This is a genomic window from Kordia jejudonensis, assembly GCF_001005315.1.
GTDB lineage: Bacteria > Bacteroidota > Bacteroidia > Flavobacteriales > Flavobacteriaceae > Kordia > Kordia jejudonensis.
On record NZ_LBMG01000033.1, the window covers coordinates 26,700 to 52,065 of the forward strand.

The 25,366-nt window shown below is 33.6% G+C and carries 26 protein-coding genes and 1 other RNA gene; 12 read left to right on the forward strand and 15 right to left on the reverse strand.

All coding sequences use genetic code 11. The features are described from left to right. Positions 1-82 precede the first annotated feature (82 nt). The 9 genes from AA089_RS24865 (at position 83) to AA089_RS15965 (ending at position 6,677) form a co-directional block, all read left to right on the forward strand. Positions 83-241 carry a hypothetical protein gene (locus AA089_RS24865; RefSeq protein WP_156169056.1) on the forward strand — a complete coding sequence of 53 codons (159 nt, stop codon included), beginning with the start codon at positions 83-85 and terminating at the stop codon, positions 239-241. A 148-nt stretch (positions 242-389) separates the two neighbouring features. Then, positions 390-542, forward strand: a complete 153-nt coding sequence (locus AA089_RS24870; RefSeq protein ID WP_156169057.1) for a hypothetical protein — start codon at positions 390-392, stop codon at positions 540-542. A 254-nt stretch (positions 543-796) separates the two neighbouring features. After that, positions 797-1,069, forward strand: coding sequence for a hypothetical protein (locus tag AA089_RS15940; RefSeq protein WP_046757982.1), 273 nt, complete (start codon positions 797-799; stop codon positions 1,067-1,069). A gap of 355 nt (positions 1,070-1,424) precedes the next feature. Further along, a complete protein-coding gene (locus AA089_RS24875) occupies positions 1,425-1,577 on the forward strand; it encodes a hypothetical protein (RefSeq protein ID WP_156169058.1) in 153 nt (50 codons plus the stop codon). 185 nt (positions 1,578-1,762) lie between these two features. Continuing rightward, complete coding sequence (gene pdxH / locus AA089_RS15945) at positions 1,763-2,410, forward strand: pyridoxamine 5'-phosphate oxidase (protein ID WP_046757983.1); 648 nt, start codon at positions 1,763-1,765, stop codon at positions 2,408-2,410. A gap of 10 nt (positions 2,411-2,420) precedes the next feature. Next, entirely contained in the window at positions 2,421-2,906 is a 486-nt protein-coding gene (locus AA089_RS15950) for a SixA phosphatase family protein (RefSeq protein WP_046757984.1), read from the forward strand. A 2-nt stretch (positions 2,907-2,908) separates the two neighbouring features. Further along, complete coding sequence (ppk1, locus tag AA089_RS15955) at positions 2,909-5,017, forward strand: polyphosphate kinase 1 (protein WP_046757985.1); 2,109 nt, start codon at positions 2,909-2,911, stop codon at positions 5,015-5,017. Positions 5,018-5,033: 16 nt separating this feature from the next. After that, the gene (locus AA089_RS15960) at positions 5,034-5,960 is read left to right on the forward strand and encodes a Ppx/GppA phosphatase family protein (RefSeq protein WP_046757986.1); all 927 of its coding nucleotides are present in this window, start codon (positions 5,034-5,036) and stop codon (positions 5,958-5,960) included. A gap of 117 nt (positions 5,961-6,077) precedes the next feature. Continuing rightward, positions 6,078-6,677 carry a porin family protein gene (locus AA089_RS15965; RefSeq protein WP_046757987.1) on the forward strand — a complete coding sequence of 200 codons (600 nt, stop codon included), beginning with the start codon at positions 6,078-6,080 and terminating at the stop codon, positions 6,675-6,677. A gap of 148 nt (positions 6,678-6,825) precedes the next feature. Here the strand turns inward: AA089_RS15965 and AA089_RS15970 are convergent, their stop codons facing one another. The 4 genes from AA089_RS15970 to AA089_RS15985 form a co-directional block, all read right to left on the reverse strand. Beyond that, complete coding sequence (locus tag AA089_RS15970) at positions 6,826-7,533, reverse strand: T9SS type A sorting domain-containing protein (protein WP_046757988.1); 708 nt, start codon at positions 7,531-7,533, stop codon at positions 6,826-6,828. A 205-nt stretch (positions 7,534-7,738) separates the two neighbouring features. Continuing rightward, the gene (gene miaE / locus AA089_RS15975; RefSeq protein WP_046758023.1) at positions 7,739-8,320 is read right to left on the reverse strand and encodes a tRNA-(ms[2]io[6]A)-hydroxylase; all 582 of its coding nucleotides are present in this window, start codon (positions 8,318-8,320) and stop codon (positions 7,739-7,741) included. Between the two features lie 11 nt (positions 8,321-8,331). Beyond that, positions 8,332-10,074: a DNA polymerase III subunit gamma/tau gene (locus AA089_RS15980; RefSeq protein ID WP_046757989.1), complete on the reverse strand. Its 1,743-nt coding sequence runs from the start codon at positions 10,072-10,074 to the stop codon at positions 8,332-8,334. 210 nt (positions 10,075-10,284) lie between these two features. Beyond that, positions 10,285-10,683, reverse strand: coding sequence for a hypothetical protein (locus AA089_RS15985; RefSeq protein ID WP_046757990.1), 399 nt, complete (start codon positions 10,681-10,683; stop codon positions 10,285-10,287). Between the two features lie 98 nt (positions 10,684-10,781). Between AA089_RS15985 and rnpB the strand changes: the two genes are divergently transcribed. Next, positions 10,782-11,088, forward strand: an RNA gene (gene rnpB / locus AA089_RS23815) — RNase P RNA component class A. A 693-nt stretch (positions 11,089-11,781) separates the two neighbouring features. Here rnpB and AA089_RS15990 read toward each other — a convergent pair. From AA089_RS15990 to gcvT, 9 genes are all read right to left on the reverse strand, one after another. Beyond that, a complete protein-coding gene (locus tag AA089_RS15990; RefSeq protein ID WP_046757991.1) occupies positions 11,782-11,967 on the reverse strand; it encodes a hypothetical protein in 186 nt (61 codons plus the stop codon). A 125-nt stretch (positions 11,968-12,092) separates the two neighbouring features. Next, positions 12,093-12,803: a YebC/PmpR family DNA-binding transcriptional regulator gene (locus tag AA089_RS15995; RefSeq protein WP_046757992.1), complete on the reverse strand. Its 711-nt coding sequence runs from the start codon at positions 12,801-12,803 to the stop codon at positions 12,093-12,095. A 40-nt stretch (positions 12,804-12,843) separates the two neighbouring features. Continuing rightward, complete coding sequence (locus tag AA089_RS16000) at positions 12,844-13,887, reverse strand: LIC11966 family surface protein (protein ID WP_046757993.1); 1,044 nt, start codon at positions 13,885-13,887, stop codon at positions 12,844-12,846. Positions 13,888-13,894: 7 nt separating this feature from the next. Next, positions 13,895-15,916 carry a S41 family peptidase gene (locus AA089_RS16005; RefSeq protein ID WP_046757994.1) on the reverse strand — a complete coding sequence of 674 codons (2,022 nt, stop codon included), beginning with the start codon at positions 15,914-15,916 and terminating at the stop codon, positions 13,895-13,897. Positions 15,917-16,083: 167 nt separating this feature from the next. After that, complete coding sequence (locus tag AA089_RS16010; protein WP_046757995.1) at positions 16,084-16,668, reverse strand: hypothetical protein; 585 nt, start codon at positions 16,666-16,668, stop codon at positions 16,084-16,086. A 26-nt stretch (positions 16,669-16,694) separates the two neighbouring features. Continuing rightward, on the reverse strand, positions 16,695-17,315 hold the full coding sequence (locus tag AA089_RS16015) for a hypothetical protein (RefSeq protein ID WP_046757996.1): 621 nt from the start codon (positions 17,313-17,315) through the stop codon (positions 16,695-16,697). Between the two features lie 3 nt (positions 17,316-17,318). Beyond that, complete coding sequence (locus tag AA089_RS16020) at positions 17,319-19,103, reverse strand: hypothetical protein (RefSeq protein ID WP_046757997.1); 1,785 nt, start codon at positions 19,101-19,103, stop codon at positions 17,319-17,321. A 130-nt stretch (positions 19,104-19,233) separates the two neighbouring features. Further along, entirely contained in the window at positions 19,234-20,055 is an 822-nt protein-coding gene (locus AA089_RS16025) for a sugar nucleotide-binding protein (RefSeq protein ID WP_046757998.1), read from the reverse strand. 5 nt (positions 20,056-20,060) lie between these two features. Continuing rightward, positions 20,061-21,143: a glycine cleavage system aminomethyltransferase GcvT gene (gcvT, locus tag AA089_RS16030; protein WP_046757999.1), complete on the reverse strand. Its 1,083-nt coding sequence runs from the start codon at positions 21,141-21,143 to the stop codon at positions 20,061-20,063. A gap of 202 nt (positions 21,144-21,345) precedes the next feature. Here gcvT and AA089_RS16035 point away from each other — a divergent pair, with 202 nt between their 5' ends. Together AA089_RS16035 and AA089_RS24880 are read left to right on the forward strand one after the other, a co-directional pair. Beyond that, positions 21,346-22,728, forward strand: a complete 1,383-nt coding sequence (locus tag AA089_RS16035; RefSeq protein WP_053002487.1) for a phage tail sheath C-terminal domain-containing protein — start codon at positions 21,346-21,348, stop codon at positions 22,726-22,728. Continuing rightward, positions 22,710-22,895, forward strand: coding sequence for a hypothetical protein (locus tag AA089_RS24880; RefSeq protein ID WP_053002490.1), 186 nt, complete (start codon positions 22,710-22,712; stop codon positions 22,893-22,895). Before AA089_RS16035 ends, AA089_RS24880 begins: the two co-directional genes overlap by 19 nt. A 53-nt stretch (positions 22,896-22,948) precedes the next feature. Here AA089_RS24880 and thrC read toward each other — a convergent pair whose 3' ends face one another. Together thrC and AA089_RS16045 are read right to left on the reverse strand one after the other, a co-directional pair. Continuing rightward, the gene (thrC, locus tag AA089_RS16040; protein ID WP_046758000.1) at positions 22,949-24,232 is read right to left on the reverse strand and encodes a threonine synthase; all 1,284 of its coding nucleotides are present in this window, start codon (positions 24,230-24,232) and stop codon (positions 22,949-22,951) included. 88 nt (positions 24,233-24,320) lie between these two features. After that, entirely contained in the window at positions 24,321-25,241 is a 921-nt protein-coding gene (locus tag AA089_RS16045) for a homoserine kinase (protein ID WP_046758001.1), read from the reverse strand. Between the last annotated feature and the right edge of the window lie 125 nt (positions 25,242-25,366).

Below are 25,366 nucleotides of genomic sequence, written 5' to 3' on the forward strand. Positions count from 1 at the left end.
TTATAATTCTTGTATAGACAGACTTAATTGATAGATTTATCACGAAGAGAACATGTATTAATAACTAAACACAATACGTATTATGAAAAAAAGACAAGCAAAAAAGTTTCAATTTTCAAAAATTGCAATTGCTCAATTTACATCTGAAAAGGCGTTGAAAGTAAAAGGCGGAACAGTACCAACGGATCCAAATATGAGCAATCACCCAGATGAACAAAATATATGTTGGGCGGCAAAATAGTTATGACTTAAATTACTTAATTTGAGGAACTACTTTTTTTAAAGTACTATTTTATTCCGTAAGTTGTAGTATTAATTTTACCAAAAATTGATAAGGTAAAGCCGAAATCCTTTAGTAAAAGTAGGCAATATTTAAAAAATCTATAACCATGAAAAAATCAAGAACTTTAAAGTTAACACTTAACAAAAAGAAAGTTTCTAAATTAGAAGAAAATGCAGTAAAAGGTGGTCATTACTCATGTACACCAACGTGTACACAAACTGCTTTATACACCAGATGTGGAAATCAGTATTGTTACTAAAAATAAAATGAGAAGAAGGAAAAAGGAGCGTTTATCGCTCCTTTTTTTATGGTATATAATAAAAGGAAAATCATGCTTCATAGTTACTAAAAAGGATAACAAAAATCAATTCTTGTCTTTATCACTTAAATCATCCAATTTACGTTACATACGTTTTTTTTCGCATAAAATCCTTTCTACATTCGGTTCACAATTGATTGGAAGGTAGTGCCGAAAACCTATACAAACGTAGGCATATTAAAAATTTTAAAATCATGAAAAAAAAGAATTTAAACAGTTTACGACTCAACAAAACATCTATTTCTGACTTGCATGCTTCAAAATTTAAAGGTGGAGATGACAGAGGAACTATTTTTGGAACCGCTTGTGGTGGCAATCACACGGACGACCATTTAGACAATACATGTATTGGAGTGAGTTGTAATGCGTGTAACACCGCTGTAGGTTGTGGCGGAATTGGAACTGGTGGAAATACTGGTGGAATTGGAACTACAGGCGTTATTTGTGAGTTTTTAGATATGCAATAATATCAGAAACACCAATATACATGAAAAAGGACGACTTTGGTTGTCCTTTTTTTATCCCCTTAAATCATCCAATTTACGTTACATACATTTTTATTCCTCTGCAACACTTCCTAATTTTAATCGAACAATCAATTGAAAGGTATTGCAAAAAACCTATATAACAAAGGCATTATAAATAACAAAATCATGAAAAAAAGAGATTTCAAAAGTTTAGCTCTAAACAAAAAAGTAGTTTCTAACTTTAATCAAAGGTACATAACGGGAGGTTCTGACATAAGAACTAGGGATGGATCTTGTGATACATCAAACAATTGTAAAACCAAATAATTAACACTAATATTAAATTTTAACCAGAATGAAAAAAAAGAAAATCAACAACTTGGAACTCAACAAAAAATCAATTTCTAACCTCAAAAACACAACCGTAAAAGGAGGAACTTCAGGTTTACCTTGTTTAAGTATTTATTTTATGGAATCAATTTGTTTTGATCATTGTAAAGAAAAATAAGAAAACCATACATCATGGATTAAAAAGAGATAACTTCGGTTGTCTCTTTTTTTATGTTTAAATGTTGCAAAAATTACTTCATAAAAACTTAATGTAAATCAGATTGTTTTTACTTCAAAATACGAATGAAAAACTGTAAATTGCATTCACTATAAAAAGTTGCTAAAACGCGTGAATAAAAACGAATGAAACAAGATTTAAGCGATTACAGAAAATCCTATGAAAAAAGCGAACTGCTGGAAGAAAATTGTGTTGAAAATCCAATAGAAATGTTTCGAAACTGGTTTCTAGAAGTAGAAAAATCCGAAACAGTAGCGGAAGTAAATGCAATGACGATAAGTACGCTGGGAACTGATGGTTTTCCGAAAAGTAGAATTGTACTGCTCAAAAAATTCACACATGAAGGGTTCATTTTCTACACCAATTACGAAAGTGAAAAAGGATTGGCTATCGCCGAAAACCCTAATGTCTGTCTTTCATTTTTTTGGCCAGCAATGGAACGCCAAATTATCATCAAAGGGAAAGCGGAAAAAATTGCCGAAAACCTTTCCGATGGGTATTTTGAATCGCGTCCACGCGGAAGTCAGCTAGGCGCCATCGTTTCCAAACAAAGTGAAGTAATAGCTTCCAGAACTGTCTTAGAAGAAAAATTAAAAGCATTAGAAACCGCTTACGAAGGAAAAGAAATTGAACGACCTTCACATTGGGGCGGATTCATCATAAAACCACAAGAAATAGAATTTTGGCAAGGTAGAGCCAACCGTTTACACGATCGAATGCGGTACCAATTGCAAGAAGATTATTCATGGAAATTAGAGCGTTTATCGCCATAAAACAAACAAAATGAAAACGATATACATTGTCCGACATGCCAAATCATCTTGGGAATATCCTGTAGATGACAAAGATCGTCCACTAAAATTACGCGGAATCCAAGACGCTCATTTAGTAGCAAAACACATTGTGGACAAGATAGAAATGCCAGAAGTAGTGTATTCAAGTATTGCAAACAGAGCATTGCATACCTGCGCTATTTTTTGTAGAACGCTCGACTATCCGTTTGAAAACATTACGATCAAAGAAGGCATGTATGATTTTGGCGGTTCAAGCCTATTAGAAACCATCAAATCTTGTGATGATTCCGTAGATCGTTTAATGGTTTTTGGACACAATCACGCAATTACAGCAGTTGTGAATACCTACGGAGACAAATTTTTCGACAATGTGCCAACAAGTGGTTTTGTCATGATTCAATTTGAAACAACATCATGGCGAAAACTTGGAGACGGAAAAACAGTACTAAAAGTATTTCCAAAAGACTTAAAATAACTATGCAACAATCAAAAAATAAATACATAAACCGAGAAATTAGTTGGTTGCAGTTCAACGGTCGTGTATTGCAAGAAGCAGCAGACAAAACAGTTCCATTAATTGAACGATTGCGCTTTATAGGAATATTTTCAAACAATCTTGACGAATTTTTCAAAGTGCGATATGCCACGGTAAAACGTATTGCACAAGCAGGAAAAGGCGGACGAAGTGTTTTAGGAGGAACAAAAGCAAAAGATTTACTAGAACAAATCACTGAAATCGTCATCAAGCAACAAACGGAAAGTTTACGGATTCTAAATGAAGTGCAAAATGAGCTTGAAAAGGAAAATATTTTTATCGTCAATGAAAATAAAGCATCCAAAAGTCAAAGCGAATACATAGAAAAATACTTTATAGAAAAAGTAAGTCCCGCGTTGGTAACCATCATTTTAAACGACATTGACGAAATGCCAAGTTTAAAAGACAAAGCGGCATATTTGGCAATCAGAATGGTGCTCAAAGAACAAGTTCGGAATACAAGTACCAGTAAAGTGAAGCGATTTTTCAAACCAAAAGTAAAACAAATTCGCTATGCTTTAATTGAAATTCCCAAAACAATTGATCGTTTCATTGTGCTTCCAAGTGAAGGCGACAAAAAATATATCATCATTTTAGATGACTTAATTCGTCACTGTCTTGCCAATATCTTTAGCATTTTTGATTACGAAAGTTTATCAGCACACATGATTAAAATTACACGTGATGCAGAATTGGACATTGACAACGACTTATCAAAAAGTTTTATTCAAAAAATATCTTCCAGTGTAAAAGGTCGCCGAAGTGGTACGCCAGTTCGTTTTGTATACGATAAAACAATCGAAAAAGACACATTTGAATACCTTATTGAAAAAATGGGAATTGACGATATCGACAGTCTAATTCCTGGTGGACGCTATCACAATCGTAGAGATTACATGTCGTTTCCAAGTCTCGGAAGAAAAGATTTACTCTACAAACCGTATCCGCCATTGCCGATTAAAGGATTCAGTATGGAAGGAAGTATTTTTGAAAAAATAGCACAAAAAGATTACTTGCAATTTGCTCCGTATCATACCTTTTCATACGTAGTTCGCTTTTTGCGAGAAGCAGCACTAGATCCGAAAGTAAAAGACATTAAAATTACCATATATCGTTTGGCAAAAATATCGCATGTAGCGAGTTCATTAGTAAACGCAGTAAAAAATGGTAAAAAAGTAACGGTTCAGATTGAATTGCAAGCACGATTTGATGAAGCCGCAAACATAAAATATGCAGAACAATTACAAAGCGAAGGTATTAATCTTATCTTTGGTGTTCCCGGTTTAAAAGTTCACAGTAAAACCTGTGTGATCGAACGTCTTGAAAACAATAAAATAGTACGTTATGGTTTTGTAAGTACTGGAAACGTAAACGAATCTACAGCGAAGATTTACACCGATTACACACTATTTACGGCAGATCAAGACATTCTAAAAGAAGTAGGGAAAGTATTCGATTTCTTTGAAACAAACTATAAAGTTGCCAAATACAAACACTTAATTGTTTCGCCTCATTACACGAGAAATGCATTTAACAAAATGATCAATACCGAAATCAAAAATGCACAAGAAGGTAAAGAAGCATATATAAAAATAAAAGTTAACAGTTTATCGGACTATAAAATTATTGATAAACTATACGATGCAAGCAGAGCAGGTGTAAAAATACAGCTCATAGTTCGTGGAATATGTTGTTTAATTCCTGGCGTGAAAGGAATGAGTGAAAATATTGAAGCCATAAGTATTGTAGACAAATTTTTAGAACATCCAAGAATGTTTATCTTTGGGAATAACGGAGATCCAAAAGTATATATATCTTCTGCCGATTGGATGACGCGAAATATTGACAAAAGAGTTGAAGTTTCGTGTCCAATATATGATGAAGATATCAAAAAAGAACTGTTGGATACTTTTAATATTGGTTGGAGTGATAATGTAAAAGCGCGTGTATTTTCATTAAAGCAAGACAATGCATATCGTACCAATCAGCTTGCAAAAGTACGTTCGCAATTTGCAACGTATGACTATTATTTACAGAAAATGTCAAATTAACACATAAAAGAATTTCATTTTGAAGATTAGAAAATTTGCTGCCATTGATATTGGATCGAATGCTATACGATTGTTAGTTGCAAATATAATTGAAGAAGAAGGCAAAGAACCAAAATTTAAAAAAAGTTCGTTAGTCCGCGTGCCTATTCGTTTGGGGCAAGACGTATTTACCAATGGAGAAATTTCTAAAACGAATATCAACCGTATGACGGATGCCATGAAATCTTACCGTTTGCTCATGGATGTTCATGGTGTGGAAATGTACATGGCGTGTGCAACTTCTGCCATGCGTGATGCCAAAAATGGTGCTGCTGTTGTAGAGCGTATCAAGAAAAAGGCAAACATTAAAATCGATATCATTGACGGAAAACGCGAAGCGGAAATCATAGCTTCTACAGATCTTCACAATGTCATTGCCAAAGAAAAAGACTATCTATATGTCGATGTTGGAGGTGGAAGTACGGAGTTGACTATTTTCTCTAATGGGAAAGTGAAAACATCACGATCTTTCAAGCTAGGAACGGTTCGTTTGCTAAATGAAATGATTACTGACGCCGACTGGAAAGCCTATGAACGATGGATTAAGCGAAATACGAAAGACTTAAAACGCTTGTCACTCATTGGTTCAGGAGGAAACATCAACAAATTGTACAAAATGTCTGGGACACCAATTGGAGAACCTTTATCATACATTTATCTCAATGCGCAATATCAGTTTTTGCAAAGTTTAACGTATGAAGAACGAATTTCTGAACTAGGACTCAACCCTGACAGAGCCGATGTGATCATTCCGGCAACCAAAATTTACCTTTCTGCATGCAAATGGAGTGGTGCTCGTAAGATATATGTTCCTAAAATTGGACTTTCAGATGGTATTATAAAGACATTATTCTTCGAAACATCGAAAAATGATAAAAATGCACCGAATATTTTAAGTTTTTGAATATGCAATACTTACATTTAATTCAGATAACGAAACAATTCATAAATTAATGAAATTAAATTTGCTTTCGTTCTAAAAAATATAAAAATTCGATACCATAACAATAAAACCAAACAGATGAAAAAAATCTTACTACTTTCATTTTTGCTATGTAGCTTTACACTATTTGCTCAAGAAACAGAAAATGAAAATACGACAGAAACGGTAGAAGAAGAAACGTACGATGGCGACGTAGAAACGAAATACGGTTTCAAAGCAGGAATCAATTTGTCGAATTACAGTGCAACAAATCTTGATGACATTCAAGATGGTTTCAACGATACTAGAATTGGCGCTGTATTTGGATTCTTTGTAGATATGCATCTTGCTGGAGACTTACGTTTTCAACCTGAATTTTTATATTCTGCACAAGGAGCCAAAGAAAAAGCATTGCGAGCAGACTATTTGCAGATTCCGTTAATGTTAAAGTACAATATTACAAATGCAATCAATCTTCAAGTTGGACCACAAATTGGTGTGAAAATTCACGAGTTTGAAGACAATTTTAAAAACTTTGATTATGCCGTAAATGCAGGTTTCGGAATAGAATTTATAGAAAATGTATCGGTAGAAGCTCGTTATAGCCTTGGTTTAGCAGATATGTTTGATGAAGATAGAGCGCCAAATTTAGAAGGGAAAAATTCAATAATTCAAATTGGAGTTACATACAGATTGTAAATTGTACTTGCTTCATTCTAAGAATTATAGATGGAAAAAGGTTCAATTTCTAGTCATAGAAAATAAAAAACGTCAAATTGATATATTCAGTTTGACGTTTTTCTATTATAATTACAACACTTCAATATGCGAAATGAAGCGTGAGTAACTATATTTTAATAAACTTCTTAATCGTTGTTTTTTCTTGTTGTGTAACTCTTAAAAAATAAACTCCTGCTTTCAATGAATTGATATCAATAGCATTTTGAGTCAATTTACTTTCAGTGATAACACTATTTCCTGTAAGATTATAAATTGTGTATGAAGTTGTGGAATCAATAGAAAAATCAGCAATAAAAAGTGTTTCTCTAGCGGGATTTGGATATAATTTTACGGTGTTTACAGTAGTTGCATTTTCTTCAGTTGATAGCGCTTGTCTTCCATACTCCAATATGCTTCCTGATAAATCTACCATTGTTAAAGATTCGTTAGGAATGTCTATGGTATAATTGAACGTGTTCGGATTACCACCAAATAGAACACTTAAGTACATGGTTTCAAAAGTATCTCCTTGACACAAAAGTAATGTGGAATCATAGTAAGGGAAGTTGATCGTACCATTTGTAGCATTTACATCATATTCTCCTAAGACAACATTACAAGAACTGTCGCCATCAAATGTTGGGAAACCAGGACTTCCATCGTTGTTAAAAGTTAAATATACAGATGGATTGTTCGTAGATGCAGGAACATACGTTCTATTGCTATTTACTTCTACATAGTGCAAATACCATTGTCCTAACAGTTCAGGATCGTTTTGCCCATATATAGAATAACTTAGAAAGAGTAGTAAAATAGAAGTGTAAAGTTTTTTCATAGCTTATAATTGGTTGGTTCCCATGATATAAATATAAATATATAATCAATGTTGAGTATTAAAAACAGCTATAATTATACAGTTACCACTCACAATTTATAAATTATGGGTTTTATTTAATAATAAATACGGTACTCGAAACCTGTGTATTGTACACAAAACTGTTTTCATTGGCTAAAGTGTAGCACTCTAACATACGCACAAATTACCCGTGCATGGTTTCTTTAGTACCTAAACCTTTCATGATTTCAGCTTCATAATCTAACAACGCTTGCCATTTATCATCCACTTCAGTTCGGTCGCCATATTGACGAGCAAAACCTAAAAACATGGTATAATGATTGGCTTCACTAACCATTAAATTCTTATAGAAAGTTGCTAATTCTTGATCTTTTATATGTTCAGAAAGTAGTTTGAAACGTTCGCAACTTCTGGCTTCTATCAAAGCGGCATATAATAATCTGTGTACCAATTGTGTTGTTCTGCTTCCGCCTTTTGGGAAAAATTGAAGCAATTTAGAAACATATTCATCTTTACGATCGCGTCCGAGTTTCCAACCTCTGGCAAGAATACGATCGTGTACCATTTTAAAATGACTAATTTCTTCTTTTACCAAAGCTATCATCGCTTCTACCAATTCAGAATATTCAGGGAAACTTACAATCAATGAAATGGCTGTGCTAGTCGCTTTCTGCTCACAAAAAGCATGATCGGTTAAAATTTCCTCAATATTTTTTTCTGCAATATTTACCCAACGTGGATCGGTTGGTAATTTTAGTCCTAACATCATCTTTTTACTTATATTTCTAAATCAAATTCTCTTCGCAAACGTTCAACTAACGGATTAATTTCCTTCAACTTTTCATACTTATCACGAGTTGTAAACGCATACTTTTTTACGGTCAATTCGTTTACATTAATTTCAAGCGTGACATCGTAATTGTTCAGTTCTCTTCGAACAAATTCCAGCAATGGATATTGAGCACGTTCTATCTCAATACGCATAGTTTCATTTGGCAATTCTATGGAAATGACCGTGTCATCTTTCAACTTTGGAACATCTGTAGATAGGAGCGAAGACATAATTTTTTCTCCTTTTTTATCAATCTTTTCCACATAAGCATTCCAAACTTCTAGCATGCGTGTTTCCGTAAAAGGATCACTTGGCAAATCTTTTTGATCGACAACTTTATTTTGCTGTTTTTTCAAATGTTCTTGCTTTGCTTTAATGCTCGATAGCGACAAACCAGAAACTTTATTTCGCATCATGGAAATATCAATTTTCGGCTTTGCTGGCGGTGGCGTTTGCACTTTTTGTGCTGTCGTTTTTACAGGCTGTTCTGTTGCAGTAGTTTCCGTTTCTGGATTGGAATTGTTGGCTACTGGAGTTGTTTCAGGAGTTTTAGCAATTGGATCAATTTTTTTACCATTTACCAAAAAGAAGGTAGCGGGAATTATGAACCGTTTGCTATTTTTTTTTTCTCCATCATAATTGATAGAGGCAAGTTGCATTAAGCACAATTCAACTAAAAGTCGTTGATTTCTGCTTGTTTTATATTTCAAATCACAATCATTTGCCAGCTCAATTCCTTTCATTAGAAATTGCTGTGACGTTTTTTGCGATTGTTCTAAGTATTTCTGTTTTGTTTGATCGCCAACTTCTAACAAAGCAATCGTAGCAGGATTTTTACAAACCAATAAATCTCTAAAATGCGAAGCAATTCCAGCAACAAAATGATGTCCGTCAAATCCTTTTGATAACGTATTGTTAAAATCTACCAATAACTGCGGAATGTTGTTTTCTAGCATTAAATCCGTAGCCGTAAAATACGTTTCATAGTCAAGCACATTCAAATTTTCCGTAACGGCTTGTCGCGTTAATTGTTTTCCTGAAAAGCTAACGACTCTGTCAAAAATAGACAAGGCATCACGCATGGCGCCATCTGCTTTTTGTGCAATAATATGAAGTGCATCATCATCGGCTTCTACACCTTGACTTTCGGCAATATATTTTAAATATTCTTTGGCATCTTTTACACCAATACGTTTAAAATCAAAAATTTGACATCTTGATAAAATCGTTGGAATAATTTTGTGTTTTTCGGTCGTTGCCAGAATAAAAATAGCGTGTTTTGGCGGTTCTTCTAAGGTTTTTAGAAACGCGTTAAACGCGGCTTGTGATAACATATGAACTTCATCAATGATATACACTTTATATTTTCCCACTTGTGGTGGAATCCGCACTTGCTCAATTAAACTTCTGATATCATCTACCGAGTTATTTGAAGCGGCATCCAATTCGAAAATATTAAAAGCAAAATCTTCATCAGGATTTTCAGTTCCGTCTTGATTGATTTTCTTTGCCAAAATACGTGCACAAGTTGTTTTTCCAACACCTCTTGGACCGCAAAATAGTAGTGCTTGCGCTAAATGACTGCGTTCTATGGCATTTTCTAAAGTATTTGTAATCGCTTGTTGACCGACAACATCTTGAAATGTTTGCGGTCTGTATTTACGAGCTGATACAATGAAATGTTCCATAGAATTTAGGTAATCTTCAAAGGACAAATATAGCAATACAATTCAAATCATACATCCCAAAACTATAGATAGTTCTGCTTTTTTATTAACATAGTGATTCGAAATTTATAACATAAGAATCTTCTGGAAGTTTCCCTGTAAAATGTTGAAGACTTTATAGCGAATCAATAGCATTCATTTTCCAAAATATAACTGAATAGTCAATTTTCATTAAGAATTTAAAAAGTCTGAACGGTTAGGGTACGTAAAAATTTTATAAGCAATCATGAGTAACATAAGAGACTTAATTTTGTTAAGAATACTAAATGCAAAAGTTATATACGCCAGTTTGGATGGTGAATTAAAAAAGCTAACTAAATAATCTGTATTAAAAAAACTAAGTAATAGCTGAAATACCCATATTGATAAAAAAACAATGATAAAATACTTGGTTTTCATTAAGTTAAATTTAGCTGATGGCTTGTCATCTGAGAAGTGTTTCGTATCATCATTTGGTTCAGCTGGTATAGTAACTTCTTTACCAGTAGTTTCTATAGAATTAAAGTCCTCTGAATTAGAAATTGAAGCGCTAAATAGAAGTATAACTGAAGTTTTCATTTTTGTAAACATGATGATTATTTTTAATATAAATGTAAGAAAAATAAAAGTAATTAATTTTTAATTATTACTTTCTTACAATACTCAAACATTTATGTACTTTTGCGCACAGAGCAGGCTACCTTATCGCCGTGTGCCAAATCAAGTTTGGGACAAGGAGGAAAGTCCGGACACCATAGTGCATTGTAGCGGATAACATCCGTCCGTCGAAAGGCGAGGACAAGTGCAGCAGAAAGTATGTACAGGTAATGCTGTAGTGAAACCAGGTAAACTCTACGAGGTGCAATGCCATGTAAATGAGCGTTTGAGAGCGGCACGTTCGATGTTCAAGGGTAGGCAGATAAAAGTTGCTGGTAACGGTAATTTTAGATAAATGATAAGGCTTTGACAGGATCCGGCTTACGGCCTGCTTTTTTAATAAAACTCAGTTTTGCAAAGCTTGAAAAGCGCTAGCAACACTGTTAGTTGAATTCATCCCGTTGTCTAACGGGATCTTTTTTCAAAAATTTTTTCTCTCAGTTTTGTAAAGTCCAGCGGACGCGTTCAATGAGTTTGGAGTTAAAAAAAGTTTATAAGTTTGGGTTGTATGTGGGCGAAGAGTAAAGAGTTGAGAGTATAGAATATAGAACAAAGAGTTATGAGTAAAGAATATAGAGTTGAGAGTATAGAACATAGAGTAAAGAAGAAAGAGGAAAGTTAAAATGTTAGATGTTAAATTATAAATGTTGAATTAAACTATTTTTATCTTAAACCTAGTTGATAGAAGATGCTTGTTTGAGAAAGGGAAAGACTTTGAATGCTTTTATGTTTGGCATAAAAAAGAAGAGAAATACGCTTTGATCAAAATTTGAAGAAAACTTAGTATTAACTTAATAATTCACATATGAAAAAATGATACAAATTTTTTTAGCGAATTCTCTCCTTTATTTTATTTATGCACTAACACTCAAATTTTATTCTGAAATAACTTTTATATAAACTAATTATGATGTTGTAAATGTACGTCAGTTTTCAGTTTAATTGTGTGAAAAACGTGTATTATTTGTAAGGTAAAACCGTATTTTATAGTTTGTAAAAAGTAGTGTAATGAAAATTTTTTTTCGTATTCGCTTAGCAATACCAATATCCCGTAAACGGATCATAACAATCAAAACAAGTTCCATTTTGGCAAATTTGATTGATAGTACAGTTCGCTTGTGAGACACATTCTTTTGCTTTTCTACCGCCTAAGATTTCTTTTTGAACGTTTTTGTCTAATTTTTTTGTTCCGTCTAATTGTAAGATGTTTTTTAACATGATTCTATAATTTGTTGGTTATGAGGTAAATATAGAAAAGTTAATCGTCAATAAATTACGGTTAAGCCATAAAAAAAGTCGCTTATTTTAAGATAAACGACTTTGTATATATTGTATGTTTTATGTTATTCTGCCATGGTATGATAAATATTCTGCACGTCATCATCTTCTTCCAGCTTTTCTAAAAGCTTTTCAATATCGGCAGTTTGTTCTTCATCGAGTGATTTTGTTACTTGTGGAATGCGTTCAAAACCAGAAGATAAAATTTCAATTTCTCTGTTTTCCAATTCTTTTTGAATGGTTCCAAAGCTTTCAAATGGTCCGTATAATAAGATACCGTCATCATCTGCAAATACTTCTTCTACACCAAAATCAATGAATTCTAATTCTAACTCTTCAGGATCTTGACCTTCAGATGGAATTCGGAAGTTACACGTATGATCAAACATAAATTCAACAGAACCTTGTGTACCTAAATTTCCATCACATTTATTGAAATAACTACGCACATTGGCAACCGTTCTATTGTTGTTATCTGTGGCAGTTTCTACTAAAACGGCAATTCCATGCGGTCCGTATCCTTCAAAGAGAACTTCTTTATAGTTGTCGGTATTTTTATCAGAAGCCTTTTTGATGGCACGCTCAACATTATCTTTTGGCATGTTGGCAGCTTTTGCATTCTGAATTACCGCACGCAATCTTGAATTTGTCTCAGGATTTGGCCCACCATCTTTTACCGCCATCACAATGTCTTTACCAATACGTGTAAAGGTTTTTGCCATTGCTGACCAACGTTTCATTTTTCGTGCCTTTCTAAATTCAAATGCTCTTCCCATATGCTAGTACTTTTTATTTTTTACAAATATATATGTTGTATTACTCTTTTGGAATATGTCGGCTTAAAAATTTTGCCGAAGCCGCATTCCATTGTGTTACGATTTTTGTTCGCTCTTTGTTTAATTTTTCATTGGTTGTATTGAAATCATTTACAGCAGTGTTGATTTCATTAACCATATTGTTATATGTGTCAATTTCTTTTTTTGTTCTGTCTTTTGGAGCTTTTTTGTCAATTGCTTCCTTGATGGTTTGAAATTTTTCATTTAATAGAAAGAATTCCAACAATTTAGGAATTGTATGTTCAGTTTCATCAATGTAGAATTGCAATGCTTCTTTTGTAGCTTTTACCAACGCTTTATCTTCTTTGTACAATGCAATGGTATCAACGGCAATCATGCCTTCTTTTGCAAAGGTTTGTAAGGCATTTGCATTTTGCTGAATAGCGCTGATATCATTGGAAGATAGCGCTTCTAACATAAAACTTTCTTGAATGTTACTTCTAAAAAATACTAAGAAGACATCATTTTTATGATCAAATACTTCATTAGAAATTTTCATCTTTTTCCCTAACTCAGTTTCCTTATCAATCAGTTTGATATTGTTGCGCGCCGCATAGTCTTTTTGTGCTTCCGCATAACTTTGTTGCGCTTCTTGCATACGTTTGTCTGCTAATTCTTGTGCTAAAATATACGCTTCCATGAAATCATACGATTGTTCGGCAACTTCTTTCATGTCTACAATTTTCGCATAATCATTTTTTAACAAACTCGAATACAAATCCATATATTCCAACACACGCGTTTTGTACGTGTCTTCGCCTTCGTACGGAGTTGCCTTTTTTATTTTGATCATGGCACGTTCTATAGATTTTAACAAACGTTTCCGATCGCCTTCAACTTTTCGTGGACTTTTGCTGTGTGCCAACGATTTGGTGTAGTTCCACATGCTTTTGCTTATTTTACCGTTTTCTTTTCCGATAAAACTTAAATATGCATTGGCATTTTTAAATTTCTGCGCTGTTGTAGTTTGAAAGCTAAGTACGCAAAGTACGATCAGCAGTAATCGAAAGTAGTTTGATTTCATAGGACTATTAATTGGCAAGTTGTTTTATATAATCAGAAATGATTTGATAGGTTTCTTCAATTTCGTGATCAGTTTGAATATTTTTAAGCGTGTACGAATTGAGTGTCGCTTTGTTTTTATTGTATGCTAAAATTTCTTTGTAATCTTCTAAATTGACCACTTTAAATGTCGCGTGCTTCATTTCTAAATCGTCACTTTTTTCAAAAATTGCATCAAAAAACTCATTATCTTTTTTAATTCCATTAACAGATAGTGCCATTTTTCGATCTTGATTTAAATAAGAAAGCAATCGTGTATTGATGTCTTTTATGGTTTTTACAGCTGCATTTTGCTGCATGCGCGCTTCACTTTTTGTACGAATGGCTTCATAATTAACAGCTTTTGGTATTTTGAAATAGACATCTTTTAAAACCGTATCATTTTTGATGAAATTTGCATTACTGCGTTCGCCATCTTCAATACCTGCATATACACTTGGGAATTGAATATCAGGAATAATTCCTGAAGCTTGATGCGTATTTCCTTTGAAACCATACATTTTGTCAATCGTAATTTTTACAAAACCAATTTCGTTTTCTAGTGGTATGACGCGTTGAATTGTTCCTTTTCCATACGTTTTACTTCCTACAACAATGGCTCTATTATGATCGCGCAATGCTGCCGTGATAAATTCAGAAGCAGAAGCACTTCCTTGATTTACCAAGATGACCATCGGTTTGGTAAATAGTGTACCACGATTGAAATCTTTGATAATTTCTCGGTTATTTTTTGCATCACGATAAATTCCTAGCGGACCTTTGTCAATAAACATTCCTGCTAAATCAATAGCTTGTTTCATAGAACCGCCGCCATTGTCGCGCAAATCCAATATTAAACCGTCAATTTGTACAGCATTCAATTTGAATAATTGTTTGGCAATATCATTAGCACTTCCAAAACCATAATCTATGTTTGTGTAAAAACTTGGCAATGAAATGTATCCAATATTATGTTCTCCTTTTAGGATAAATGTATTGATGGCGTTTTGTTCAATTTTTAAGCTTTCCTTGGCAAGTGTAACAGTTTTCGTGATGTTTTTTGCCGTCAACACACGGATTGAGATGGAAGTATTTTCTTCATCATTGATAAAATCGTATAAGCTAGCTAGTGAAAGACAAGTTGTTTTCAGAATTTCTTCTGTTGTACTTACCGAAAGTACCAAATCGCCCGCGTTGATTTCTTTTTCTTTCCAAGCTTTACTTCCTGTTTGTAAACCTGCAACCACAATTTTCCCGTCGTTATTTTTTGAAAACCAAACACCAATAGAGCTGGTTTCAGTTCCGATAGAATTTAGAAAATTTCCATTGTCTGTGGGATCAAAATAATTGCTATGCGGATCAAAATAGGAACAGATAATATCTAAAAATGTAGTTTCAATATATGATTGAATTCCATTGACAACATTGAGTTTATCTTGAATGTAACAATTGTTTTCATCGATGATTTTCGACTTTAGTTGCCCTTTTATTTTTTTGAAGTTGGAAGGATTTGACAGTGACAAGTAATCGCGAATAATTTCAATTCGAATCTTTTTTGTCCAGCGATTTTGAAGTGTTTTTCTGTTTTTAGAAAATTGCGATTCTTCTTTGATGCTTCCGAAGGTAACAAAATCTTTCCCAGAAAAATCAAGTTTACTTTTCGTGACAGTTTTGATACTTTTTTGAGCTGCTAGCAATTGTTTTTCGTAAGATTTGCTCAATCCTTCAATGAAATCACATTTTTTATCCAATAAGAAATCATCCAGTTTTGTTTCAAGATTTCCAAAATTTGAAATATCGCTTTTAGCAAAAAGGATTCGTTTAGGATCAATTCGTTTAAAAAATGTGTTGAACACATAGCTGGAAAAATCATCATCAATAGTTTTGGGCTGATAATGATTATTTTCTAAGGTTTTTAATACCAAACTTGCTTTTTGGCAAAATGTAGCATCAGTTTGCGCGACAGCATTAGAAACTACACAAAGTAATATGAAACCTATGATTTTGTGCATGAAAGCGAATAAAAGTATTTGTAGTGTACGAAAGTCACGAATTTAACAAAACTTTTTTAGCTAACGTAGGAAAGTATTTAAAAATGTGCCAGTAGATTTGGTTTTTTATTCTGATGCCTATCAACTCTGAAAGGATGCATGTAATTAGTGTGGATGTGTTTTTTGTGTTAGCTTATTCCAGCTAAAAAATAATATTCACCTTTCCATTCATTATCGTATTTTTTATAAATAGTTATACCATAAAAGTTGCCTTCCATTCCAGATGTAAAGATTGCGTAATTACCATCTCTACTAAATACAGGAAACATCATTGTAAATACACTACTAGAAAGAACCTCAACACCTCTAACTATTTGAGGTTTTTTTCTTATACTATCACAGTCCACAAAGTTTATAACAACTTCTATGTCATTGGCATTAGTAAGTTGTTTTTTATAGTGTTCAATTTCTTTGTTATTAAATAACTGATTTAGAACAGTAGTGTCTTTAATAATACTTCGCATGCGCTCTTCGTTAAGTAAGAAATGAATAAAGCGTTCATTTTGAGAAATAGTAAGGTATATATACGCCTCATTCTTTTTTACTTTGGCTCTTTTATTAGATCTAAACTGCATTTCAAAATTGAGTTTTGCAATTTGCTTGATATCATCAAGTGTTTTTTGTTCTTGTGACTTTAATATGCTACATGAGGTAAAAAAAAATATAATGTTTATTACTATTATTAATTTCAAATATTTAGTTACGTGGTTCATTGATATTTAGTTTGGAGACATTAGGACTATTCAAATTCAATTTGTTTGATACAGAATATGTACCATTCTCCGTTAGTATTTTTACGCAATTGCCATGATTGTAGTCCATTAAAATATTTCCTTACAAGAACTAGAGCTATATCTTTTTTATCTGAATAAATAGGCGTTGAAATTAGATGAATAATATGACCGCGTTCGTTCATCCACAGAGCTTCTTTCATATCTTTTCTAAGATGTGATTGATTATCATTTACTAACTTTTCAAGTTTTTCTTTATAGCGCTGAGTTTTAAGAGAAAAATTGGAGATGAAATAATCATTCTTGATATACTTTAAGTCCCAAGTTTGAGGTTTTGAAATGAATTCCTCATAATCGAATTTTTTATACAAACTATCGCCAATTTCGTTACCAGGACATTGATTTATATACTTTCCATCTTTATTATACAAAAATCCAGAATTCAAAACACGTTCTTTACTTAACCTAGAATTTAACGTTTCTATTTTTAACCCAATAGAATCATAGTATGCAAGATTAACCAAAGAATCCACGACCATGTTTACCAATTTATAATCCGGTTTAGTGATTTTCTGTGATTTACAAGATAAAAACAAAAGAAATATTACAATTATAGATGTTAATTTCATAGTTTAATTATTACAATTCATAGTTGATATTTTTGTTCCTTTTGACTGAGGACTCGAACTGCGTTCATGATTTATTATACTTTCAATATAATCTCTAGCAGGATTTGGTGGATATAAAGGATATAATTCATTAAAAGAGGTAGTATTCATAAGACCTGACCATGCTAATATTTTACAGAATTCTTTGAGTCCATCTTGAATGGTATCATTTGGGTTACTGTCAAATTCTGAAAATTGCGCATCAGTATAATTGGATTTTGTAGTTGCCCATAAATATATAGCATCTGAAATCATATCTTTTAAATTGACCATGTAGTTATGTTGCGGAGTATTACTATCTCCAATTTGTTCTCTATGTGCTACAAATGCTTCTACCAATTCTTTATAGGTAGGATTAGCATTTGAAGATGTTACAACTAATCCACCAGTGTAAAAATAATGTAATAATACTGCATGTATTGCTTCGTGTACGGTAGTTCCTGCTAATTTTAAATCTGTACAATTATCTAAAAGAAGTGTGTTATAAGTTGTTTTAAAACTTTGAGCATTGTCTGATGGATTGGGTAATGTGTTTGCGGAATATAATATGCTTCCTAGATTATCAGCTCTATATGTCACATTAATGGTGCCGGCGTTTGGCGTAACGACCACAGAGCTTTCAAAAATATCTCTAAATAAATCTAAAATAGGAGTTCTTAAACTATATGCTTCTTTGATGATTTTTTTCTGACAAGGGTAGTTCTCCAAAGAGTTGTCCATAATGATTTTTTCTTCAAAATCAACATCCGCTTCATTTTGCAGTGCTTCCACCGCTTGTTTTACAAAATCCTTGGCATTTTCATTACATCCATTTTCTACTAAAAAATCAAATATAGCTGCGGCATGTGCCGAACCAGCCTTGCTTTGAAGCCAAGCAATATCACTATCGGAAAGTGGTAAGGCTGCCGAATTTCCCAATGTGCCTGTCGCACCATTATTTACACACGAAACAACACGTTGCCAATATGGAACAAACGGAATAATAGGAACTTCATCAGTAGGATCAGGCTGTGTTGTATTGGTAGCATTTCCAGTATTTGTTGTTGGGAAGGTATTACTTGGATACGAGGCGCCATAGGTTATGCAACCCGTAGCAATCCAACCACCCATACAAATCCTTGCAGGTTGTTGGCTTGGAGATCCACTACAATATTCTCCCCAACTATGGCGACCGCCAGCGGTACATTCTAAGTAATAACAATTGACATCGTCACTCCAACCAATGATTTCTTCTGAGGTATTTCCACAAGGAGACGATTCTGTACCTGTAAGTAAGATTGTATCATCAATATATATAGCTGTCGCATTATCTATGTCAGCCGTTAGCGTGCCTGCAACATCGATTAACGGATATGAAATTAATGACTGCATATAACTTCCATCTTGAAATATAGTTAATACATAATTTTCCGTATACGCTGTTGTAGCGATCCCGCGATGTGTCGTAAATATATAATTCGTGTATGCATCCGTAGATAATTGTATAATTTTTTCAGTATCGATAGTAAATCCGTAACTGTTAATTGCATCGTTTTCACTTGCAATAGAAGCATTCCGCTCAAAGCGTGTGTGTAAAAAGCGATCCAAGTCTTTATTCACATTTCTTATGGAATCTCCTTTTACAAAATGACTTTTAATTACGTTTTCTTTTACATATTCCTGTTCTTGTATTTCAATTTCTTGATCTTTTTCACAACAGAACAGCAATAAAATTAGTGCGATAGGGAAAATTCTAAAAATTCGTTTCATGTACTTTTTTGGTGTATTTAAAATGACTTAATATATTTAGGGGAAACTTATTTGATAAATATAAAATATTTTCTTACAAAAACAATGTTTCTACAAGAATTAAATTTTCAACATCGTTTTTTTTCGATAGTTACGAAGTTTTCTTCCCAGAAATGTATTCCAAGGTTTCTTGGTTGGTGGTTGCCAAATGTTTTGGAAGTTTGTTGTCCTTTGGTAATACGGCTAAGAAACGATCAAAATTTGAAGTATACACGTTTTTAAATACAGGTTTTTCAACATGCATACTTTTTAAAATCTCCGTGATAAATTCATCATGATGTATCAAATCTTCGGCGCCCAAATGGAAGATTCCACTTTTACGTCTATTAATCATATAATGAATTTGTTGTGTCAATTTTTTATCCGAAATCGTATTCATAACCAAGTTGGGAAAGACTTCTACAGGCACTTTTTCTCGGAGACAAGCTTTTATTTCTAAAATTCTTGGTGAGTTGTGTCCAAAAACCATTGGCAAACGTACAATTGCATATTTTTTCAGCGGCAAACGCATGATCATGTTTTCGATGCGAATTTTTAGTTTTCCATATATACTTTCCGAAAGTGTTTTATCGTATTCATAAGAAGGATAACTGCTGTATGCATCAAATACATTGGCAGATGAAAGGAAGATGAGTTTGCAAGGTCTTGTTTTTACATATTCGGTTAGAAATGTATGCACTTCAATTTGTGCTGGAAAATCGCCGCGTAACGATGAAATGATAATCGTTGGCTGAACTTGTAACACTATTTCATCAATGCCATCATAATCTAAGTCGTAGCGAATAAAATGTGCATTTTTAGCAAACGATTTGTTGCTATAAAAAGTTCCATATACATCAAAATAGGAGCAAAGCTCTTTATATAATGCTTGACCTATAAATCCGCTTGCTCCTAATATTAATATTTTGTTCAATAGTTTTACTTTTTGTAAAAAGGAAGTTTTACCACTTTGGCGGCTACACTATTTTTACGAATTTGAATGTAAATATTGCTTCCCACATCTGTAAATACCGTAGGAACATAGCCTAAACCAATTCCGATTCCCATAGAAGGCGACATAGTTCCTGAAGTAACATTTCCGATTTTGTTTCCGTTACCGTCTACAATATCGTAACCTTGTCTTGGAATTCCACGTTCTTGCATTTCAAAAGCAATCAATTTGCGTTCAACACCAGCTCTTTTTTGTGCTTCCAATTGCTCACGATTTACAAAATCTTTCGTAAATTTTGTAATCCAACCCAAACCAGCTTCAATTGGTGAAGTGGTATCATCGATATCATTTCCATATAAACAATAGCCCATTTCCAGACGAAGTGTATCTCTTGCTGCTAAACCAATTGGCTTGATTCCGAAATCGGCTCCAGCTTCAAAAACCTTGTTCCAAACTTCTTCTACAACTTCATTTTTACAGTAAATTTCAAATCCGCCAGAACCTGTATATCCAGTTGCAGAGATGATTACATTTTCAACACCTGCAAATGTATCAATTTGGAATGTATAATATTTTATAGTAGACAAATCAACTGTGGTTAACGATTGCATCGCTTCAACAGCTTTTGGTCCTTGAATCGCCAATAAAGAGTAGTTTTCAGAGACATCTCTCATTTCGGCGCCAACATCGTTATGACTTGAAATCCAATTCCAATCTTTTTCAATGTTTGAAGCATTTACGACTAAAATATATTTTTCTTCATTCACTCTGTAGATGATTAAATCGTCCACAATTCCGCCATCATTATTTGGCATGCAACTATATTGCGCTTTTCCATCGACCAATTTAGAAGCGTCATTGGTGGCAATTTTTTGAATTAATGCAAGTGCATTTGGTCCAGAAATAACAAATTCTCCCATATGACTTACGTCAAAAACACCAACGCCATTACGAACCGTTTCGTGTTCAACTTTTACACCTTCGTATTGTACGGGCATGTTATAACCTGCAAAGGGAACCATTTTTGCACCTAATGCTTTGTGAATTTCTGTGAGCGCTGTATCCTTCATGTTGAGTGTTTCTTAAATTGATTGCGAATTTATGAAAAATAGCCATAAAAAAATGATGAATTTTTACTTGTTTCGGAATTTAACACCACTTTTTTGAATTCTCATAAATTTGAGTGATTGTAAACTATTATTCTTAGAACTTTTTTAAGTTTAGATAATTAGTAATAAATTAAGCTTTTAAATCTTTTAAACCCAAATCTTTATGAATGATGAAATGAAAACACCTAGCAGGTATACTGAGGAAAAGAATACGTTTCCTAATGCTGTTGTATCTGTAGCAACTGCTATTCCAGCATTTATCGGTTACACACAACATGCAACATTTAAAGGAACATCTCTTTTAAACAAACCTACTAGAGTTGACTCATTGTTAGCATTTGAAAACTTCTTTGGAACTGGAGCGCATACGATTTATGATTTGGCTGCTTTTGATCCAGATCAAGAAGATGCACCAACAACCGATCTTATGATATTAGATAAATATTTGAGTTTAACTCCAAAGCCTGGCACATTATTTTACATGTACGAATCGGTAAAATTATTTTACCAAAATGGAGGTAGTACTTGTTATGTGGTTGCCATAGGAACTTATGGCGGAGAAACTGTGAAACCTGATTTTTCTGTTAATCCATTTTTACAAGGATTGCGTTTACTTGAAAAAGAGGTAGAACCTACCATGATTGTCATTCCAGATGCAATGTTATTTACAGATGATGATGGTGCTAACTGTTATTCATTACAACGAAAAATGTTGAGTCATTGTGGCATTCAAAAAAGTAGAGTTGCCATTTTAGATATTCTCAACGGTTACAAAAGTATGGATGTCCCGACACATAATCCAATCAATCGATTTAGAGATGCTGTAAGTTCTGATTTCTTAAGTTATGGTGCTGCATATTATCCCTGGTTACAAACAACCGTAATACAACCTACTGAATTGAGTTTCAAGAATCTTTCTGAAGCAGGAATTACTGTATTACAAGAATTACTTACGGAAAGCATTGCTGATTTAAAAGAAAAAGAAATCGAAGTAATGACGCCATACATCAACGCATTAACTAGTGAAATTGAAGAGGGAAGTGATATTTCAAGTGATGCCAATACGCTCAATTATATTATGAACAATACGTTTGCAGTGTACAAATCGATCATGTTAGCCATTTTAGAAAAGAAAAACTTATTACCAACTTCTGGAGCTATAGCAGGAATCTTTACACGCGTTGATAATGAACAAGGAGTTTGGAAGGCGCCTGCAAATGTTGCTGTAAACAGTACAGTAGGACCAGCTGTACATATTGATCATGACCAACAACAAGATTTAAATGCCCCATATTTAGGAAAAGCGGTGTGTGCAATTCGTGCATTTATTGATTTAGGGACGTTGGTTTGGGGTGCTAGAACCTTAGATGCAAACAGCTTGGATTGGAAATATATTAACGTTCGTAGAACAATAATTATGATTGAACAGTCAGTAAAATTTTCTATCAAGGCATATATATTTGAACCAAATGTAAAAGAAACGTGGGTCGCTGTTGAAAGTATGATTAGCCGTTTTTTTACCGATTTATGGAAAAAGGAGGCTTAGTAGGAGCAACTCCATATGAAGCTTTTCAAGTTTCTGTCGGTTTAGGAACTACGATGTCTCCAACTGATGTCTTAGAAGGCATTATGCGCATTAAAATGAAAGTAGCGGTGTCTAAACCTGCTGAGTTTATTGTGATCACATTTCAACAACAAATGCAAAATTCGTAATTATTAAAGATAACCATAGAACTATTTTAACACCTTCCTAATTTTTGTTACAGTTATTCTTTTTTTAAGAATAGCTTCAAATCATCATAATCAGTAATGAATTCTGCTTTTTTCTCTTTGTGCATAATTTCTTGAATCTGCTCAGGAATATCTAATTTTAGACGCAAGGTCGATTCTACCGTTGGTAAAAACTTTACAGGATGTGCCGTTTCTAAGAAAACTCCATATGCATCTTTTAAATTATGATTTTTTAAGCCTAAATACCCAACAGCGCCATGTGGATCTGCAATATAATTGTGTTGATTGTAAATAGATTTCATGGCAGCTTTTGTTTCGTCGTCTGTAAAACTATAGGATGAAAAGTGCTTTTTGATCGTTTCCAAATCATTTCCATACAACTCTTGAATACGGATAAAATTACTCGGATTTCCAACATCCATCGCGTTTGAAATGGTTGCAATTGATTTTTGTGGAACATATTCTCCATGCTGCAAATAGTTTGAAACTGTATCATTGACATTTGTTGCTGCAATAAAGTGCTGAATTGGCAATCCTAGTTTCTGCGCCATAATTCCTGCGCAAATATTTCCAAAATTACCACTAGGAACAGAAAATACAATGTTTTTATGTTGTTGATGTAATGCTTTGTAAGCAAAGAAAAAGTAAAACATTTGCGGTAACCAACGTGCAATGTTGATAGAGTTTGCTGAGGTAAGTGTACGCTCAATTTCGGCATCTAAAAAGGCAGTTTTGACCATTTCTTGACAATCATCAAAAACACCATCAACTTCCAATGCTGTTATGTTTTGCCCAAGCGTAGTTAATTGTTTTTCTTGGATTTCGCTTACTTTTCCACTTGGATATAAAATCACAACGTCCACACCTTTTACACCTAAAAAGCCATTGGCAACTGCGCCACCAGTATCGCCAGATGTTGCTACTAAAACGGTTACACTTTCATCACTATTACGATTAAAATAACCTAAGCAACGCGCCATAAATCGTGCGCCAACATCTTTAAATGCCATGGTTGGTCCGTGGAACAATTCTAGAGTTCCAATATTGTCTTCAACAGGAACTACGGGGAACTCAAAACTTAGCGTTTCTGCAATGATTTCTTTTAGAACGTCGGTTGGAATTTCATCTCCAACAAACTGTTTTATGGCTTCAAAAGCAATTTCTTCGTGTGAATAGTTATGTATATTTTGAATAAACTCTTCCGATAATGGTGTAATGTTTTTTGGAAAATAAATTCCTCTATCAGGCGCTAATCCGCGAATAACAGCTTCTTTAAAAGAAACTTTTGGAGATTTATGGTGTAGACTGTAGTAGTTCATTTTTGTTTAATTGAATGATTGAAAGATTGAAAGATTTAGAATTCATAATTGATTTTTGACCAAGACCCAAGACCTAAGACCCAATTAATTAGATAATCCGACAACCTTCTGTGTTAATTTTAGAGACATGCACATCATAATCGATATTTAATGTTTCATAAGTTTTAGACATCGTTTCTGCTACTTTTTCTGCCATTATTTTTCCTTTGCTCAATGCGAATATAGAAGGTCCAGAGCCTGAAATTCCTGCGCCCAAAGCTCCACAAGTAATTGCGTTTTCTTTTACTTCTTTGAATCCTGGAATTAGGATAGAACGTAATGGTTCCACAATTTCATCATGCAATGATCTGCTTATTAAATCGTAATCGGAAATATATAATCCACTAATTAATCCGCCTAAATTTCCAATTTGTACAATTGATTTTTTTAGTGAAATCGTTTGTTTTAACACCGAACGTGAATCTGATGTTTTGACTTCAATTTGCGGATGAATTACGGTAGCGTACAATTCAGTTGGTGTCGGAATTTTTATGATGTCCAAAGGTTTGTAACTTCGTACCAACGTAAAACCTCCCAAAAGGGCAGGAGCTACGTTGTCTGCATGCGCCGTTCCACTGGCTAGTTTTTCGCCTTCCATGGCAAACGGAACTAATTCCTTTTCAGTGAATGGTTTTCCAAGTAATTCATTCATTGCCCAAACTGTTCCTGCCGAACTTGCCGCGCTACTTCCAATGCCGCTTCCTGCTTTGATATTTTTATAGATTTCAATTTCGAAACCGTGATCCAAATTTAATTTTTCAAGCATCGCTAAACCTGCAACACCTGCGACATTTTTGTCGGTTTCCATTGGTAAATCTTGCCCGACAAGTTTCGTGATTTTTATACCTTTTTCAGCAGTTTTCCGAATGATCATTTCGTCGCCAACAGTATCTAAACAAAGTCCGAGGACATCAAATCCACAAGAGACATTTGCAATGGTTGCTGGCGCGAATATTTTGAGTTCGTTCATTTTTTTCTAGCTTTTAGCTATTAGCCTTTTGCTTTTAGCATTTTATTTTTACTTCAGACGTCAGTTCGAGCGCAGTCGAGAACAATTAAAATCTGTTGAATTTAAAATTTAGCATTTTACATTTA